A 17,374-nucleotide genomic window follows, 5' to 3' on the forward strand; every position below is an offset into this window, starting at 1 on the left:
TCGTCCATAGACTGGTACCTTCCGCCCACGCCCCGCACCGAGGACCAGCGCACCTTCATGGCTTCCGACATATCCTCCCCGTCCGGTGCCCGCCGCCGGCACCTCGTGTGGCTGATCCCGGTCCTGTGGACGCTGGCGCTCGGCCTGTGGGGGCTCTCCCGGCAGGACAGCGTGTGGCGGGACGAGGCGGCGACCTGGCAGGTGGCCGGGCGGTCGGCGGACGAGATCTGGGCCATGCTCGGGAACGTCGACGCCGTGCACGGGCTGTACTACCTGCTGATGCACGGCCTCTTCGAGGTGTTCGGGGCGGGTACGACGACCCTGCGGCTGCCGTCGGTGCTGGCGGTCGCCGCCGCGGCGGCGTGCGTGGGCCTGATCGGACGGCGGCTCGCCGGGTTCTGGGCGGGGCTCGGCGGCGGGCTGGCCCTGGGGCTGCTGCCGGCCGTGCAGTTCTACCTCCAGGAGGGCCGGCCGTACGCACTGGTCGCCGCCGGGGCCGGGCTGTCGACCCTGCTGCTGGTGTCGCTGCTGGAACTCCCGCCCGGTCGGCGGGCCTGGCCGCGCTGGACGGCGTACGGGATCACCGTGCTGCTGTGCGCCCTGCTGAACTGGCTGTCGCTGCTGCTCCTGCCGGCCCACGCGGCGACCCTGTGGCGGGTGCGGGCCGACCGCGGGGTGTGGCTGCGCTGGGCGGCGTACGGCGCGGGCGCGGTGGCCGGAGCGCTGCCGCTGATCCTGTTCAGCCGGGGGCAGTCCGACCAGGTGTCGTGGATACCGCCGCTGACCTGGCACATGCTGATCGGGCCGGGGATCCTGTTCGCGATCGGCGGCCTGTGCGCGTGGGCGGACCGGCCTCGTGCGGGCCGGCTGTCTGCGGCGGCGGTCGGGCTGCCGCTGCTGGCGGTGCCCCAGCTCGGGCTGGTGGGACTTTCGCTGGTCCAGCCGCTGTTCCTGGACCGGTACGTGCTGTTCAGCATGCTGGGTCTGGCCCTGCTGATCGGCGCCGCCCTAGGCGCTGCCGTACGGGCCACCGCGCCCCGGTTCCCGAAGGCCGCGGGCCTGCTGGTGCCGGGAGTGGTGGGGGTCGCGGTGCTGGCCCTGCTGCCGGTCGAACTGGGCAAGCGGGCCCCGGCGAGCCGGGTCGACGACGTCCTGGCGGTGGCCGGCGAGGTGGCGCGGCTGAAGCAGGACGGGGACGCGGTGCTGTTCGTACCGGCCGCGCGGCGGGACACCGCGCTGGTCTCCCCCGGCGCGTTCACGGGCCTGGCGGACGTGGCGCTGGCCGAGACGCCGGTGGCCTCGGCGACGCTCAAGGGCGAGGAGGCCGATCCCGCGCGGATCCGGGCGGCGCTGCTCGCACAGCGGCGGGTGCTGCTGGTGACGGACGCGGCGAAGGTCGCGAAGGCGCCGTCGGCGGAGCGGGACAAAGCGAAGGCCGCGGTGCTGCGGGAGCGGTTCACTGTGGTCGAGGACCGGCAGGTCCGGGGCCGCCGGGTGACGGTGTACGAGCGGCGCCCGTAGCGGACAGTTCAGTGCGAACGGCCCGGATGAGACTTGTCCGGCCGTGACCCGAGTTTCACATCATGTTCACGGGATTCACAGGGTATTCATACGGAATACCTCCCTCCGGACACAGGTTCGGCAGGCAGGGTCGGAACATGATCCACCGGATGCTTCCTCGACCGGCCCGCCGCACCCGTGCGCGGCGGGCATCCAGGATCCTGCTGGCGCTGGCCGCGATGGCCGCGCTGATCAGCGTGGACGTCCCCGACGCCGAGACCGGTCCCCCGTTCGGAGTCACCGCGCAGGCCCTGCCCGGCGCCTCGGCGGACCGGGTCGGCGCGCTCTTCTCGGGGGGCGGGCTCGACGACGGGCACTTCTGTACCGCGGCGGTGGTGCACAGCGACGACCGCGATGTGATCGCCACCGCCGCGCACTGCCTGGGCAACCCGGACACCACCGTCTTCGCACCGGGCTACCGGGACGGCGAGGCCCCGTACGGCGTGTGGAAGGTGACCGGTGTCCACGTCGCCCCGGGCTGGACGGACGGCGAGAACCCGGACGACGACATCGCCTTCGCGACGGTGGCCCCGGTGGACGAGGGGCGGTCGGGTGCTGTCGAGGACCTCGTGGGCGGCTTCCAGGTCGCCGCGGAGCAGCCCGCCGACGCCACGGTGACGGTCATCGGGTACCCGAGCACCGACGAGACCCCGCTGCGTTGCGCCAACACCACCAGCCTGTTCTCGGACACCCAGCGGCGCATCGAGTGCCCGGACCTCAGCGGCGGCACCAGCGGCAGCCCCTGGCTGGTGCACGGCGCCCTGGCCGGGGTGCTCGGCGGCTACGAGGGCGGCGGCGCCGTCCCGGAGGTCTCGTACAGCGCGGTGATGGACGACCAGGCCGTGGAGCTCTACCGCGAGGCGGCGGACGCGGACTGACGCCCCTGCCCGATCCGGGCCGGGCCGGCCCGGACCGGCCCGCAGGACGGACTCAGGCGTCGGCGGACTGACCCTCGAGGTCGGCGGCGGGGGCCTCGAACCAGGTCGGCTCGTCGCGGAGGGCCTGGTGGATGCGGTCCAGGGCGAACCGTTCCAGCGGGGGGAGCGCGTCCACGTCGAACCAGGCCACCTCCAGCGACTCGCTGTCATTCGCCCGGGCCTCGCCGCCGGTCGCCCGGCAGCGGAAGGTGATGTCCTGGAACTGGCAGACGTCACCGTTGGGGTAGGTGATCGGCTCCAGCATCTGTACGAGGACCACCCGCTCGGGGACGCACCGCACGGCCGTCTCCTCGTACACCTCGCGCACGGCGGTCTCGGCGGGCTGCTCCCCCGGCTCGGCGATCCCGCCGACCACGGACCACCGCCCGGTGTCGGAGCGCCGGCCGAGCAGCACCCGGCCCCGGTCGTCGAGGACGATGGCCGTGACCCCGGGCAGCAGAAGCAGCCGGTGACCGGCGGTGGCACGGATGTCGCGGATGAATTCCGGAGTGGTCATGCCCCGACCCTACGAGGCCGGGGCGGCGACCCCCTCGTCAGGCAGCCCGGGGCGCGCGAATCCGGCGGGTCAGGACCCAGCCGAGCCCGCCCGCGGCGAGGAGGAGCAGCGCGTACTCGGGCAGCGGTCCCACGACGGTGGCCGGGGTACGGGTGGAGCGCAGCGGGATCTCGGCGACCAGCGCGTCGGCGGTGAACATCTGCGTCTGCTGCACGACCTTTCCGTCGGGACGGATCACCGCGCTCACCCCGCTGGTGACGGGCACGAGGACGGTGCGGCTGTGCTCGACGGCGCGGATCCGGTCCATGGCGAGCTGCTGGTAGGTCATCTGGGTCCGGCCGAACGTGGCGTTGTTGCTGGGTACGGCGATCACCTGGGCGCCGTCCCGGACGGTGGAGCGGACGGCGTCATCGAAGGCGGCCTCGAAGCAAGTGACCATGCCAACGCCGCTGCCGGCCATGTCGAAGACGCCGGGGTCCTTGCCGGGCCCGAAGTCGCGGCGCACCCGGTCCACGTCCGAGCTGAAGAGCCGGACGAAGGAGCGCATCGGGATGCGCTCGCCGAAGGGCTGGATCTTCCGCTTGTCGTACGTCTCGGTGGGGCCGCCCACCGGGTCCCAGAGGATCACCGTGTTGCGCAGCGGGCCGGTCTCCGGGGCCACGACGGCGCCGATGGCGACGGGCACGCCGATGGCCTTGACCGCCGTGTCGATGGCTTCGTACGCGTCGGGCTCGGCGTACGGGTCCAGGTCGGAGGAGTTCTCCGGCCAGACGACGAAGTCGGGCTTCGGGGCGCGGCCCGCCTTGACGTCACCGGCGAGCTGAATGGTCCGGTTGACGTGGTTGTCCAGGACCTGGCGGCGCTGGGCGTTGAAGTCGAAGCCCAGGCGCGGCACGTTGCCCTGGATGACGGCGGCCACCGCGGTGCCGTCCTCGGCCGCGTCGGAGACCAGGGGCCGGACTGCGAGGCCGGCGCCGATGGGCACGGCGACGGTGAGCGCGGCCAGGGCCGCGGTGGCGCGCCGGGGGCGGTCGAGGGCGACGCGCAGGGCCGCGTAGAGGCCGAATCCGCAGAGGGCCACGGCGAAGGAGAGCAGCGGGGTGCCGCCGAGGGCGGCGATCGGGGTGAAGACGCCGTCGGCCTGGCCGAAGGCGAGTTTGCCCCAGGGGAACCCGCCGAAGGGGGCCCGGGCGCGCAGGGCCTCGCCCGCGACCCAAACGGCGGCGGCGAACAGCGGCCAGGCCGGGAGGCGGCTGACGAGGCCGATGCCGAGGCCGGTGAGTCCGATGAAGAGGGCCTCGACGGCGGCCAGCGCAAGCCACGGCACCGGGCCGACTTCCGCGCCGGTCCAGACGAGCAGCGGCAGCAGGAAGCCGAGCCCGGCGAGGAATCCGAGGCCGAAGCCCGCCCGGGCGCGGCGGCCGTGGAGGCAGCCGGCGAGCAGGGCGAGGGCGAGGGGGGCCAGCCACCACAGGGGGCGGGGCGGGAAGCTGAGGTAGAGCAGCACCCCGGCGAGGGCGGCGAGCGCGGCGCGCAGCAGGGCGGCGCCCTTCCGTTTCGCGCCGGAGGCGGGGTGCGCCGCGGCTTCGGTCGGGACTCCGGCTGCGGGCTGCGGGGGCTCGTTCCCGGGCGCGCGGGTGACACTGCTGCTCATCTGGCGGAGTGTACGTCCCCGGGCGCCGGGCGCTGGTAAAGAGTGCCGGGCGCGGTGAAGAGTTACGGGGCGAGGGCCCGAAGGTGGACGCGGATGACCCGGACGGCGTTCTCGGCGTCGTCGACGGTGACCGTGAAGCGCTTCCCGTCGCCGAGCCTCACCTCCAGTCCCTGGCCGCGCCGGACGATGACCGCGGTGCCCTTCTCGGGGCGCCAGCGGTAACCCCAGCCACCCCACTGCTGGGGGGTGATCCGGGGGATGAACTCGGCGGACGTCACCTCCGCGAGGCGGATCCTGCGGCGCGGCAGTCCGACGTGGCCGCATCGGACTTCGATGGCCTCGGAGTCGATGGTGACCTCCACGCGGACGAAGGCGAGGGTGCCGTAGAGGATGAGCAGCCCCACCGCGAGGCAGCCGATCACGGACATGAGCAGCGGGACGATGCCGGCGGTCCAGGCGTAGTCGACGGCGAGCTCGACGCCGAGCGCCAGACAGGCCGCACCGGCGGCTGCGAGCAGCCACTGCACACGGTTGGAGGCCCGGCCCGCCCAGAGCGGACCCGGAGGGTGACCCGTCATGTGTAGCAGCGTACTCACGTTCCGCATGCGCGCCACCACCTCTCGCCCGCTCTCCGCATCGCGTCTCTGCCCGCGCTTGACCTGAACCAAACTTGAGGTTCTACGGTCCCCGGTATGACCATGCACCAGGCAGTCGAGAGCAATGTCCCCGAGCGCTACCGCACCGCGGTGGTGCCGCACATCATGGTGGCCGACGCGCCCGCCGCGATCGCGTTCTACGTCCGGGCCTTCGGCGCCGTCGAGGAGTTCAGGATCGACCGGCCCGAGGGCGGGGTGCTGCACGCCGAGATCCGGATCGGCGAGGCGGTCCTGATGCTGGGCGACACCTCCGAGGGCCCCTTCACCGCCCCTGCGGCCCTGGGCGGGACCTCGGTCGCGCTGCACGTGTTCGTACCGGACGTGGACGCGCTCGTCCGGACCGCCGTGGCGGCCGGGGCGGAGCTGGTGCAGGAGCCCGCCGACCAGTTCCACGGCGACCGGACCGCCATCCTGCGGGATCCGTCCGGGCACCTGTGGATCTTCCTGACCCACCTGGAGGAGGTCTCCCAGGAGGAGTTGACGCGCCGGCTCGCCAGGGCGTAGGCCCCGGCCGGCGCCCTGGTCCCTGCGGCCGGGGCGGCGGATCCGGGCGTCGCACGACGGCCGCGGTACTACACCTGCGGTACCACGGCCGTGGTTATCCTGGCGGCGTGAATCAGGACCGGAGGGACCGGCTGCGGGACGCGGCCATCGCCGTGCTGGCCGAGGCGGGCGGGCGCGGGCTGACGCACCGGGCCGTCGACGCGGCGGCCGCCGTACCCACGGGCACGGCCAAGAACTACTTCCCGACCCGCGACGCGCTGCTGCGGGCGGTGGCGGAGCGCTGCCTGGAGCAGTACCGGGCGCTGGCCTCCGCCCTGGCGGGGGGCGACACCGGACCGGGCGACGCGCGCGAGCTCGCGGCGCTGCTCGCGGGCCTGCTGCGGGATGTGGCGGGCCCCGGGCGGCCGCGCATGCTGGCGTACCTGGAGCTGCAGACCGAGGCGACCCGGCGGCCCTGGCTGGCCGCGCTGCTGGACCCGATCGCGGCGTCGGACTTCGCGGCGCACGCGCGGCTGCTGCGTGGGGCCGGGCTGCCGGCGGGGCCCGAGCCGACGCGTGCGCTCACCCTCGCTCTGCACGGCGCGATCCCCCACCTGCTGGCGGGCGCTCCGGACACCTTGTCGGCGGCCGGCCTGGACGACCTCGACCGCTTCACCGGCGACCTGCTGGCCGCCGTATGCGCCCGGCAGGCGCGGTGACCACCCGACTCGACCGGGCCGTGGGCGCCGTACTCGGCTCGGCGGCGGGCGACGCGCTGGGGGCGCCGTACGAGTTCGGGCCCGCGGGGCAACTGAGCGCTCGGGGCGAGGAGATGCGGGGCGGCGGCGGGTGGGATCCGGGTGAGGCGACGGACGACACGCAGATGGCGGTGCTGGTCGGCGAGTCCCTGCTGGAGCACGGAGGCCTCGAACTCCCGGACGTCTTCGGCCGGTTCCAGCGGTGGGCGGCCGGCCGGCCGAAGGACATCGGCCTCCAGACGGAGGACGTGCTGACGAACGGCGAGCCCTGGGACCTCGCGGCCGCCCTGCACTTCCAGATCAACGCCCGTGCGGCGGGCAACGGTTCGCTGATGCGCGCGGCCACCTCGGCGGTCTATTTCGCGGGCGCCGGACGCGGGGGAACCATGGAGGCGGCACGGCGGATCGCGGCACTGACGCACGGCGACCGGGCCGCCTGGGAGGGCACGGCCGTCCTGCACGAGCTGGTACGCGTGGCACTGGACGGCGCCGATCCGCTGGCCGCCCTGCCCGCGACGCTCGGCGCGGTCCACCCGGACCACCGCGAACGGTACGGCCGCGTGCTCGACCCCGCGTGGCACCCCGGCCTCGCCACCGAGTTCAACGGGGCGGTGTGGCCCTGCCTGGGCTCGGCGGTGTGGGCGCTGCGGACGACCGGCGGGTTCGCGCAGGCCGTACGGGCCGCCGTGGACCTGGGCGGGGACACCGACACCGTGGCGGCGGTGACCGGAACGCTCGCCGGGGCGCGGTACGGGGAGCGCTCGATCCCCGCGCACTGGACGGCGGCGCTGCACGTGCCGCTGCCCGGGTTCGGGGACCGGGTCCTGGACGCGGACGATCTGCGCGAGCTGGCCCGCCGGCTGGCGTCGGCCGGGCCCGGCTGAGGGTCAGCCGACGGGCGCGCCGTGGCCGACGAGCAGCCGCCCCTCCGCGTACCTGAGGGCAGCGGCGGGAAGGGTTCCCACGCGCCCGCTGCGCAGGACGGTCAGGCCGCCGGTGGCGGGCAGGGTGGGCTCGGGCCGGGCACCGATCCGGCGCAGCGCCTGGACGGCGACGGGCTCGGCGGAACCGTGGAATACCAGCTCCGCGCCCTGCGTCCGGGCGGCCAGGGCGGCTCGGATCGCGGACTCGACCAGCTCGTAGTGCGTACAGCCGAGCACCACGTCGGTGACATCGGCCGGCGTCAGGGCGGCGGCCGCGGCGACGGCGGCCCTCACGGCGTCGTCGTCGGCGGCCTCGACGGCATCGGCGAGCCCGGGGCAGGGCACTTCGGTGACGTGGACCCCGGAGGCGAACTCGCGGATCAGGCCGCGCTGGTACGGGCTGCCGGTGGTGGCGGGGGTGGCCCAGATCGCCACGCGCCCGCCCGCGGCCGCGGCGGGCTTGATCGCCGGTACGGTCCCGATGACCGGGATCCCCGGCTCCAGTTCGGCCCGCAGGGCGGGCAGGCTGTGCACGGAGGCGGTGTTGCAGGCCACGATCAGCGCGACGGGGCGGTGCGTGGCGGCGGCCCGCGCGACGTCGAGGGCCCGCCCGGTGAGGTCGGCGGGGGTCCGCGGCCCCCAGGGCATCCCGTCGGGGTCGTTGGACACGACCAGATCGGCGTCCGGCCGCAGCCGCCGCACCGCCGCGGCCGCCGCGAGGAGGCCGATTCCGGAGTCCATGAGCGCGATCTTCACCCGCTCACCTTAGTCGACGCCCCCGCCGAGCCCCCTCCCGCCCGGCCCCCGACACCTTCCCGGAGCGGGCCCGGGGGCCGCCGGGCCCACCGCCCCGCCCGCCGTCGGCGGGGCCCGCCGCACCCGGGGCTGCCGGATGCGCGACACGCCCCGCGCGGCCCGGCACACTGCGGCCATGGGCCTCCTCACCGCCGCCTGCGCGGCCTACGCCTCCCTCGCCGCCTGGCTCTGGCTCACCCTCGCCCAGGGCATGTTCTGGCGTACCGACGTCCGCCTCCCGCCGCGTAACGCCCCCGCCCGCTGGCCTTCCGTCGCCATCGTCGTCCCGGCCCGGGACGAGGCCGGGGTACTGCCCCGCAGCCTGCCCTCCCTCATCGCCCAGGACTATCCCGGCGAGGCCGAGGTCATCCTGGTCGACGACGGCAGTACGGACGGGACGGCCACCCTCGCCCTGCGCCTCGCCCGCGAGCATCCGGGGCTCCCGCTCACCGTCACCTCCCCCGGCGACCCCGCCCCCGGCTGGACCGGCAAGCTGTGGGCCCTGCGCCACGGCATCGCGCTGGCCCGCACCGCGCACGCCGCCGAGCCCGACTACCTCCTCCTCACCGACGCCGACATCGCGCACGAGCCCGACAGCCTCCGCGAGCTGGTCGCCGCCGCGACCTCCGCCGACCTCGACCTCGTCTCCCAGATGGCGCGGCTGCGTGTCGCCGGCCTCTGGGAGCGGCTCGTCGTACCCGCCTTCGTGTACTTCTTCGCACAGCTCTACCCCTTCCGCCGGATCAACCGCCCCGCCGCCCGCACCGCGGCGGCCGCCGGCGGTTGCGTCCTGCTGCGCACCGGGGCCGCCGTGCGCGCGGGCGTGCCCGACGTCATCCGCCACGCGGTCATCGACGACGTCTCGCTCGCCCGCGCGGTCCAGCGCTCCGGCGGCCGGATCTGGCTCGGGCTGGCGGAGCGGGTCGACAGCGTGCGCCCGTACCCCGCGCTCGGCGACCTGTGGCGGATGATCTCGCGCAGCGCCTACGCACAACTGCGCCACCAGCCCCTCCTGCTCGCCGGCACGGTCGCGGGCCTGGCGCTCGTGTACCTCGTACCCCCGGCGGCCCTTCTGGCCGGGCTCGCGAGCGGACGGTCGGCGATCGCGTGGGCCGGCGGTCTGGCCTGGCTGCTGATGGCCGGCACCTACCTTCCGATGCTGCGCTACTACGGGCAGTCCGCCGCCCTCGCGCCGCTGCTTCCGTTCACGGCGCTGCTGTACCTCCTCATGACCGTCGACTCGGCCGTCCAGCACTACCGGGGGCGGGGCGCGGCATGGAAGGGCCGTACCTATGCCCGTCCCAGTGACGCCTGAAACGACGAACTACTGCCCCGGACAACGTCATCCGAGGTCACCGGCTTGTGACGCTGCGTCAGCACCAAGTCGGTGCACTGCACAACCGGTAGGTACGAGTGGGACAAGCTGGGGTGGAAGTGGCGAATCGTGCACGTGAACGTCAAGTGAAAGCTGTGGCCCTGACCTGCGAATATGCAGGTCAGGACGGTGTTCGGGCCACCTCGCTATGGACCCCGTGAATTCGTGGGCTTAACTTAGGTCCCATGACCTCCCCCCGCTCCACTTATGGCGGCGGTTACTACTCCGCGCCCTCCTTCCCGGACACCCCCATCTACGACTCCCTCGTCGCCGAACGGGGCACTCCGCAGATCGCCCCGATCCGCGTCCCGGCCGCCTACGACTCCCCGAGCGCCGGGTATTCGAGCGGTGGGTACCTGCCGGCCCTCGCGTCGTCGCTGCCGGCCCTGCCCCCGGCGACGCCCCAGCAGCAGTCACCCGCGTACGGATACCCGTACCAGCAGCAGGGCGCACCGCAGCCGATGCCGCTGCAGAACGCGCCCGCCCCCTACATCCCGCAGCAGCAGCCGATGGCCGCCCGCGGGGGGTACATGCCGCAGCCCCAGCCGCAGCAGCCCCGCCCGGTCGCCACTGCCACCGGGTACGAGGCCATGCGCCCGGCCGCGCCGCGTCCGATGCAGGCTCCCGCGCCGGTGCCGGCCGCCTCGTACGAGGACCCGTACGGCCGCCCGTACCAGGGGCGCGGCTACTGACGGAGGAGCGTTAACCGCTGGGGCGGTGGAGGGGGCGGCTGGCAGGATGCCCCCATGGCGAACTTGTATGTCCAGGCGCTTCACGTCCATCCCGTCAAGTCGGTAGCGGGGACCGCTCCCGACGAGGTGGCCGTGGAGCCCTGGGGGCTGTCCGGGGACCGGCGGTGGGCGCTGGTCGATTCCGGGGGAACCGTCATAACCCAACGCCAGCAACCGCGACTTGCCCTGGCCCGTGCCCGTCCGCTCGACGGCGGCCGGATCGCGGTGTCGGCCCCCGGAATGGCGGAACTGGTCGTGGAGATGCCCGCGCCGGGTTCGCTGGAGCCGGTCCTGCTGTTCGGGAAGAAGATCGACACCGTGGTCGCGGCGAGCGCCGCGGCCGACTGGTTCAGCGCGTACCTCGGAGAACCGGCGCGGCTGGTGCACCTGGACGATCCGGCCGTACGGCGGCCCGTGGACCCGGACTACGCGCTGCCGGGCGAAACGGTGAGCCTGGCTGACGCGTACCCGCTGCTGATCACGACCCTGGCCTCGCTGGACGCGCTCAACGCGCTGATCGCGCAAGGGAACCATCCGCAGGAAGGCCCCCTGCCGATGAACCGGTTCCGCCCCAATGTGGTGGTCTCCGGCGCGGAGGCCTGGGCCGAGGACGGCTGGCGGCGCATCGCGATCGGCGACGCCGTCTTCCGCGGGGTCCGGGAGTGCGGGCGGTGCATCGTCACCACCACCGACCAGCGGACGGCGGAACGGGGCAAGGAGCCGCTGAAGACCCTTGCCGTACACCGGCGGATCGGGAAGTCGCTGGCCTTCGGACGGCAGCTGGTGCCGGTGCGGCTGGGCACGGTGCGCGTCGGCGACGAGATCCGCGTCCTGGAATGACCCGTGAACGACCTTTTGGAAATGAACTGTCTCGAATGAACTGTCGCGAATGAACCGTCGCGAATGGACTGCCTCGAATCGAGCTGCCTGGAATCGAGCTGCCTCGAATGGCCTGTCGCGCGGCTGCGTTCGGCCGCCGGAATGACACCTTCGAGGGGCTCCGTCCCCGGGCTGGAACCAACTGGTGCGACCACGCCGTTGGAGCAGTCAGGACAGGTGGACACCCGCGAGGACCGGCACGGGCTCCGGCGCATGACCAGCGCCGGGAACGGGCTCCGGATCGGGTGGCACAGGTCTCGCGCGTCCCGGAATGCGTGTCCCCGGGGCGTGCGGAAGGCTTGGGCGCGCAGGCAGGCGGAGGCAAAGGGGGTGCCGGACCGTGTGGACAGCAATGGGTGTGTGGCGTTGGCGGCGCAATCCGCTGCGCCGGCCTACCGATCTCTTCGAGGCGTGGGTGGCGTTCGCCGCGCTGGTGTGCGTCCTGCTGGTGGCTCCGGCCATCGGCTGGGTCGCGGGTGTGCAGGTCGACGGGACGCTGCAGCGGGCCGCGCGCGAGCAGCGGCAGGAGCGGCATCTCGTTCCGGCGGTGGTGGTCCGGCCGGCTCCGGAATCGGCGTCGGCTGCTGCTTCGGCGCCGCCGTCCGGCGCGTCCGCCGATCCCTCCGCTCCCTCCGCGCAGCAGACGGCTCCGCAGCGTACGCAGATCGTGGCCGCGTGGACCGCTCCCGACGGCAGCAGCCACGAGGGGACGGTGCCGGCCGCGGAGGAACCGCCGCGCCCCGGCGAGCGGTTCCGGATATGGACCGATGCGCACGGCCGGGTGGTGGGGCAGCCGCTCGACCCGTCCTCGGCCGCCGTCCACGCCGGGGTGGCGGGCCTGGCGGCCGCGATCGCAGTTGCCGTACTGGGCGAGACGGTCCGCCGACTGGTCGTACGGCGGCTCATGCATCAGCGGTACATACGGCTGGACCGCGCGTGGGCGGCGGCCGGGCCGGACTGGGGCAGGGCGGGCGCGGGCAGTTGACCTGGCAACTCACCGGCCCCGCGCGCGCTACGGTGGACCGGCCAGAGAAGACCGTCCGCATCGGCGGCGCGGCGAGCAAGAGGGTGGGGGCACGACAGCACCATGGCTCAGGGCACGGTCCAGGTGACGCACGGCGGGGCTTCGCGGTGGCGGCGCCGCTCCGGTGAGTATCCGACGCTGGCGGCGGCTCTGGCCGTCGCGGGCGACGGGGACGTGCTGTCCATCTCTCCCGGCACCTACCGGGAGAACCTGGTGCTGCACCATGCCGTCACCCTGCGCGGGCCCGAGGGCGGCCTGGGGTCGGTGCGGATCGCCCCGCTCGACGGGGTCGCGCTGACCGTGCGCGCCTCTGCCGTGGTCCAGGACCTGCACCTGGAGGGCCAGGACCGGGCCGCTCCCGCACTGCTGGTGGAGGACGGCGCCCCCGAGCTCACCGATCTGCGGGTCAGCACGCGGTCGGCCGCCGGCATCGAGGTACGCGGCAGCGGGGCCCGGCCCCTGGTCCGGCGGTGCACGGTGGAGAATCCGAGCGGGGTCGGGATCGCCGTACTGGACGGCGGCGGCGGAGTGTTCGAGGAGTGCGAGGTCGTGGCCGCCGGGCAGACCGGGATCTCGGTGCGCGGCGGCGGCCGCCCCCGGCTGGAGCGCTGCCGGATCCACCACGCCACGGGCACGGGCATCGGGGTCACGGGCGAGGGTTCGGGCCTGGAGGCGCTGGGCTGCGAGGTGTACGAGATCAAGGGCTCCGGCGTGCAGATCGCGGCCCGCGCCACGGCCCGGCTGACGGACTGCGCGGTGCACCGCACCACGGCCGACGGGGTCACCCTCGACACCGACGCGGTGCTCACCCTGGCCGGCTGCGACATCCACGACATCCCGGAGAACGCGGTCGACCTGCGGTCCCGTTCGGTGCTCACCCTCAGCCGCACCACGGTGCGCCGCTTCGGCCGCAACGGCCTGTCGGTGTGGGACCCGGGGACCAGGGTCGACGCCGAGTCCTGCGAGATCCACGACAGCACGGGCGACTATCCGGCGGTGTGGATCAGCGACGGCGCCGCCGTGTCGCTCGACTCCTGCCGGGTCCACGACGTGCCGGACGCGCTGTTCGTACTGGACCGGGGTTCGCGTGTGGACGTGGTCGACAGCGATCTGTCCCAGGTGCGCAACACCGCGGTGTCGGTGAGCGACGGGGCCACGGCGCAGCTCGACGACTGCCGGATCCGCGAAGCGGCCACCGGGGCATGGTTCCGCGACCACGGCAGCGGGGGCACCCTCGCCAACTGCACCATCGACGCCGTGCAGACCGGCGTGATCGTCACGAAGGGCGCCGACCCCACCCTGGAGCGGTGCACGGTCACCTCCCCCGCCGAGGCCGGGTTCTACGTGTCGGCGGGCGGCCGCGGCACCTTCACGGCCTGCCGGGTGACGGGCAGTTCCGGTTTCGGCTTCCACGTCCTCGACGGCTGCCGCACCACCCTGGCGCGCTGTCACACCGAGCGCTGCGCGCGCGGCGGGTACGAGTTCCCGGAGACCGGGCCGGTCGCCGAGGACTGCACCGGCGACGAGTCCGCCGCCCGCCCGGCGGCCCAGGCAGCCGCGGGCGGCGCGTTCGCCGGGGCGCACGCGGGGATCCGTACGGACGCGGCCGGGCAGAGTCCCGTACTCCGGGCGGCGGAGGTACCGGCGGCGCGGCCCGCCGACCGGCCCGACGGCGGGGCCGCGCCGACGGCTGCGGCCACGGCTGCGCCCGCCCGGGGCTCGGGTGAGGTGCTGGGCCAGCTCGACGCGCTGGTCGGCCTCGACAGCGTCAAGCGCGAGGTGCGCGCGCTCACCGACATGATCGAGGTGGGCCGGCGACGGCAGCAGGCGGGCCTGAAGGCCGCGTCGGTACGCCGGCACCTGGTCTTCACCGGCTCCCCGGGCACGGGCAAGACCACGGTCGCCCGGCTGTACGGGGAGATCCTCGCCTCCCTCGGCGTGCTGGAGCGCGGGCACCTGGTCGAGGTGTCCCGCGTGGACCTGGTCGGCGAGCACATCGGCTCCACCGCGATCCGTACGCAGGAGGCCTTCGACCGGGCGCGCGGCGGGGTGCTGTTCATCGACGAGGCGTACGCGCTGGCGCCCGAGGACTCCGGCCGGGACTTCGGCCGCGAGGCGATCGACACCCTGGTCAAGCTGATGGAGGACCACCGCGAGGCGGTGGTGGTGATCGTCGCCGGGTACACGGCGGAGATGGAGCGCTTCCTGACCGTGAACCCGGGAGTGGCCTCACGGTTCTCCCGGACCATCACCTTCGGCGACTACGGGCCGGGGGAACTGCTGCGGATCGTCGAGCAGCAGGCGGAGGAGCACGAGTACCAGCTCGGGGAGGGCACCTCCGAGGCGCTGCTGACGTACTTCACGGAGCTGCCGAAGGGACCGGCCTTCGGCAACGGCCGCACGGCTCGCCAGACCTTCGAGTCGATGGTGGAGCGGCACGCGGGGCGGGTGGCCCAGCTGTCGGAGCCGAGCAAGGACGAACTCACCCTGCTGTTCCCGGCGGATCTGCCGGGGCAGCCCGCGCCTTGTTGAGGCCCTGACCCGGTACTCCCCCGGCCGCCTCCCCCGGACTCCGTCCGGGGGGACCCCCGGGGCGGGGCACCCAGGCCCGTGCCGCGGTGTTCAGGCGCGCGAGCAGGGCGTCGCGTTCGGCGGCGAAGGACGGATCCGCCTGGTAGTCGGAGTGGCCGAGGATCGGCGCGGGCAACGGGTGGCGGGCACTGCGGCCGTAGGCGATCGGGTCGGCCAGCGGGCCGCGGTCCACGCCCTCCTGGGTGCCGGGGAACACCGCGCCGCCGATGGGGTCGGTGGCCCGCCACAGGTTGCGCCAGCAGTCGACCTCCCGGTGCAGCGCGGTGAGCGGGCCGGGGCCGAAGTAGGCGGGGAACCAGCGGCCGTAGAGGCGGCCGAGCGGGGAGCCGTAGGTGAGCAGGGCGACCCGGCGGCGGACGGGCGGCGGCAACTGCCAGACGGCGGCCGCGGCGAGCACACTGCCCTGGGAGTGGCCGGAGATCACCAGACGGCCGCCGGTGCGGCCGGTCCAGCCGGTCATCCGCCAGGTCAGGTCGGGGACGGCGCGCTCGGCGTAGCAGGGCGGTGCGAAGGGGTGGGCGGCGCGCGGCCAGAAGGTGCCGACGTCCCACAGGATTCCTATGGTGCGGCGGGCGGCGGGGTCGCGGTAGGCGCGGCGGCCCCAGGTGACGAAGAGGACGAATCCGAAGCCTATGAGCCAGGACCCGGTGTCCTGGGCGGCGCGGGCGGCGCTCTCCAGGAGCGGCCCGGTCCCGCGGGCCGCCTCGCCCGGGACCCGCCCGCTGAACCAGGCTCCGGCGAGCGCGCCCGCGCCGAGCAGGAGGGTGATCCCGGAGACGGCCGCCACGAACCACGGCGCGGAGTCGGTGAGCGCGGCGGCGGCCCGGGCCCCGGCGATCCGGCGGCTGCGGGCCTGATCGGGCGTCTCCCCCGGGTACTCGGCGGCGACCGTCGCGGCGAGCCGGCGCCGGACCAGGACTCCGCGCCCCGCGAACCAGGCGGCGAGCAGGGCCAGTACGAGCAGCAGCGGCGGCAGCACGGCGGCCTGCCACGACAGCAGTACGGGCGGCCCGGGCAGCGGCGCCCCGGCCATGCCGGGGGTGGCTCCCCCGTCCAGCCAGTCGGCGACGCGCTGGGCGACCCCGCCGGACATCACCCCGCCGAGCGCGCAGCCGAGCATGGCGACGGCCGGCCCGCCGAGGCCGTGCAGGGCGGCGGCCGGGTCGGGGGCCCGGCGGTGGAGGTACGCGGCGACGCCGGTGAGGGCGAGCACGCAGACGCCCTGGCCCAGCATGAGGATCCCGAAGGCGAAGTCCCCGGGAAGCCGCCCGGCGGAGGTCCAGCCGGGGCGCGGCCAGCAGGCGTACAGGAGGACGGCGGCGAGGAGGGCGAGGGCGGCGCCCGGCAGCAGGGTGACGGCGGCCCGGTCGAGCCGGTGGTCGGGCCGGGCCTCGGTGCGGCCTCGCCGGATGACGACCCACGCCACGGTGAGTCCCCCGGCGACGAGCAGCGACTGGGCGGCACAGCCCAGGACTTCGAGTACGGCGGAACCGGCGCGGCGGTCGTAACGGGCGGTGGGGGCGGTGACGGCCGCGGCCACGGTGAGCAGCCCGGCGGCGGTGTGCGCGGCGCGCAGGCGGGCCACGAGCCGCCGCCCGTACCAGAATCCGGGGCGGCCGAGCGCGGGCGCGGTGTCCGACGCGGTGTCCGGGTCGACGGCGCCGGCGGGCGGCGGCTGGGACTCGTAGGCACTCCACGTACGGTTCGACAGGAACCAGAGCAGCCCGGTCAGCGCGGCGGGGACCAGGGCCGCGAGGGCCAGGCGGCGCCCGGGCAGGGCCCACCAGCCGCCTCCGGGCGCGAGGAAGCGGAGCCAGGACCGGGAGCCGGCGCAGGTGCCGGAGCCCGCGCACTGCCAGGCGAACAGGTCGAGCGCGACCTCGCAGGCGGCCGCGATCAGCAGCACGGTCAGGCTGAGCGCGAGGATCCGTACGAGCACCCCGTACGTGCGAACCGTGCGCGGCGCGGGGTCGGCGGCGGGCGTGGCCGGGCGGGCCCAGTGGGCGAGGTTGGCCACCATGAAGGGCAGGAGCAGCAGCCACAGGGCGCGGGCGCCGTTGCCCGAGGTGAGCCGGGACCAGCAGTAGGCCTCGGGGACGGGCCGCCCGGGGTAGCGCTCGGGGTGGGTTTCGGCGTCGGCGTCCTCGGTGCGGCGGAAGACGGCCGCGGTGGAGTCGCCGGTGACGCGCACGGTGCGCGGGTCGCCGAGCAGCTCGGCGGGAGCGGCGCCGGCGACGCCGTGGACCAGGAGTTCCAGGGCGAGGGGCGGTACGGGGGCCAGGGGCGGGTCGGAGGCGAGGGGCGGTTCGGGAGTCAGGGACGGTTCGGGGCTGGGGGCATCCGGCAAAGCGGCCTCCGCTCGCGGGGCGTGATCGGCGCGGTTCCAGCATCCCGCGCGGCGGACCGACTGCCCAGCCCCCGCGCCGCGGGTTTCACCCTCGGGGCGGACTTCTGACTGATAGTCAGCTAGGGTCGCTCGTGTTCCGTGCGTGCGTTCCGCATACCGCCCC

Annotated in this window: 15 protein-coding genes; 10 read left to right on the forward strand and 5 right to left on the reverse strand. The window is 74.8% G+C overall.

Annotation, left to right across the window (positions count from 1 at the left end; genetic code table 11):
• Positions 1-57: 57 nt before the first annotated feature.
• Together OG737_RS01530 and OG737_RS01535 are read left to right on the forward strand one after the other, a co-directional pair.
• The gene (locus OG737_RS01530) at positions 58-1,521 is read left to right on the forward strand and encodes a hypothetical protein (protein WP_405681469.1); all 1,464 of its coding nucleotides are present in this window, start codon (positions 58-60) and stop codon (positions 1,519-1,521) included.
• Positions 1,522-1,670: 149 nt separating this feature from the next.
• Positions 1,671-2,438, forward strand: a complete 768-nt coding sequence (locus OG737_RS01535) for a trypsin-like serine protease (protein WP_328924306.1) — start codon at positions 1,671-1,673, stop codon at positions 2,436-2,438.
• A 52-nt stretch (positions 2,439-2,490) separates the two neighbouring features.
• Here OG737_RS01535 and OG737_RS01540 read toward each other — a convergent pair whose 3' ends face one another.
• The 3 genes from OG737_RS01540 to OG737_RS01550 all read right to left on the reverse strand — a co-directional run bounded on the left by OG737_RS01540 (position 2,491) and on the right by OG737_RS01550 (position 5,226).
• Positions 2,491-2,994: an NUDIX domain-containing protein gene (locus tag OG737_RS01540; RefSeq protein WP_328924307.1), complete on the reverse strand. Its 504-nt coding sequence runs from the start codon at positions 2,992-2,994 to the stop codon at positions 2,491-2,493.
• Positions 2,995-3,031: 37 nt separating this feature from the next.
• Positions 3,032-4,648 (reverse strand): apolipoprotein N-acyltransferase, encoded by a 1,617-nt coding sequence (gene lnt / locus OG737_RS01545; protein ID WP_405921108.1) that lies wholly within the window; start codon positions 4,646-4,648, stop codon positions 3,032-3,034.
• 62 nt (positions 4,649-4,710) lie between these two features.
• Positions 4,711-5,226 carry a hypothetical protein gene (locus tag OG737_RS01550; RefSeq protein ID WP_405680366.1) on the reverse strand — a complete coding sequence of 172 codons (516 nt, stop codon included), beginning with the start codon at positions 5,224-5,226 and terminating at the stop codon, positions 4,711-4,713.
• A 114-nt stretch (positions 5,227-5,340) separates the two neighbouring features.
• Here OG737_RS01550 and OG737_RS01555 point away from each other — a divergent pair, with 114 nt between their 5' ends.
• From OG737_RS01555 to OG737_RS01565, 3 genes are all read left to right on the forward strand, one after another.
• On the forward strand, positions 5,341-5,808 hold the full coding sequence (locus OG737_RS01555) for a VOC family protein (protein WP_405921109.1): 468 nt from the start codon (positions 5,341-5,343) through the stop codon (positions 5,806-5,808).
• 107 nt (positions 5,809-5,915) lie between these two features.
• Positions 5,916-6,506: a TetR/AcrR family transcriptional regulator gene (locus OG737_RS01560; RefSeq protein ID WP_405680363.1), complete on the forward strand. Its 591-nt coding sequence runs from the start codon at positions 5,916-5,918 to the stop codon at positions 6,504-6,506.
• Positions 6,485-7,429 carry an ADP-ribosylglycohydrolase family protein gene (locus OG737_RS01565; RefSeq protein ID WP_405680362.1) on the forward strand — a complete coding sequence of 315 codons (945 nt, stop codon included), beginning with the start codon at positions 6,485-6,487 and terminating at the stop codon, positions 7,427-7,429. Before OG737_RS01560 ends, OG737_RS01565 begins: the two co-directional genes overlap by 22 nt.
• Positions 7,430-7,432: 3 nt before the next feature.
• On the opposite strand, the gene OG737_RS01570 is transcribed toward OG737_RS01565, so the two are convergent.
• The gene (locus tag OG737_RS01570) at positions 7,433-8,224 is read right to left on the reverse strand and encodes a glutamate racemase (protein WP_405680361.1); all 792 of its coding nucleotides are present in this window, start codon (positions 8,222-8,224) and stop codon (positions 7,433-7,435) included.
• Positions 8,225-8,399: 175 nt separating this feature from the next.
• Between OG737_RS01570 and OG737_RS01575 the strand changes: the two genes are divergently transcribed.
• The 5 genes from OG737_RS01575 to OG737_RS01595 all read left to right on the forward strand — a co-directional run bounded on the left by OG737_RS01575 (position 8,400) and on the right by OG737_RS01595 (position 14,804).
• The gene (locus tag OG737_RS01575; RefSeq protein ID WP_328924314.1) at positions 8,400-9,578 is read left to right on the forward strand and encodes a glycosyltransferase; all 1,179 of its coding nucleotides are present in this window, start codon (positions 8,400-8,402) and stop codon (positions 9,576-9,578) included.
• 245 nt (positions 9,579-9,823) lie between these two features.
• A complete protein-coding gene (locus OG737_RS01580; RefSeq protein WP_328924315.1) occupies positions 9,824-10,330 on the forward strand; it encodes a DUF6643 family protein in 507 nt (168 codons plus the stop codon).
• Between the two features lie 54 nt (positions 10,331-10,384).
• Complete coding sequence (locus OG737_RS01585) at positions 10,385-11,209, forward strand: MOSC N-terminal beta barrel domain-containing protein (protein ID WP_328924316.1); 825 nt, start codon at positions 10,385-10,387, stop codon at positions 11,207-11,209.
• Between the two features lie 391 nt (positions 11,210-11,600).
• Positions 11,601-12,233, forward strand: a complete 633-nt coding sequence (locus OG737_RS01590) for a hypothetical protein (protein ID WP_405921110.1) — start codon at positions 11,601-11,603, stop codon at positions 12,231-12,233.
• A gap of 102 nt (positions 12,234-12,335) precedes the next feature.
• Positions 12,336-14,804, forward strand: coding sequence for a right-handed parallel beta-helix repeat-containing protein (locus OG737_RS01595; protein WP_328924318.1), 2,469 nt, complete (start codon positions 12,336-12,338; stop codon positions 14,802-14,804).
• Here OG737_RS01595 and OG737_RS01600 read toward each other — a convergent pair.
• Positions 14,755-17,211, reverse strand: coding sequence for a hypothetical protein (locus OG737_RS01600; protein WP_405921111.1), 2,457 nt, complete (start codon positions 17,209-17,211; stop codon positions 14,755-14,757). The genes OG737_RS01595 and OG737_RS01600 overlap by 50 nt on opposite strands.
• Positions 17,212-17,374: the final 163 nt, after the last annotated feature.

It is taken from the genome of Streptomyces sp. NBC_00122 (assembly GCF_045160845.1).
Lineage (GTDB): Bacteria > Actinomycetota > Actinomycetes > Streptomycetales > Streptomycetaceae > Streptomyces.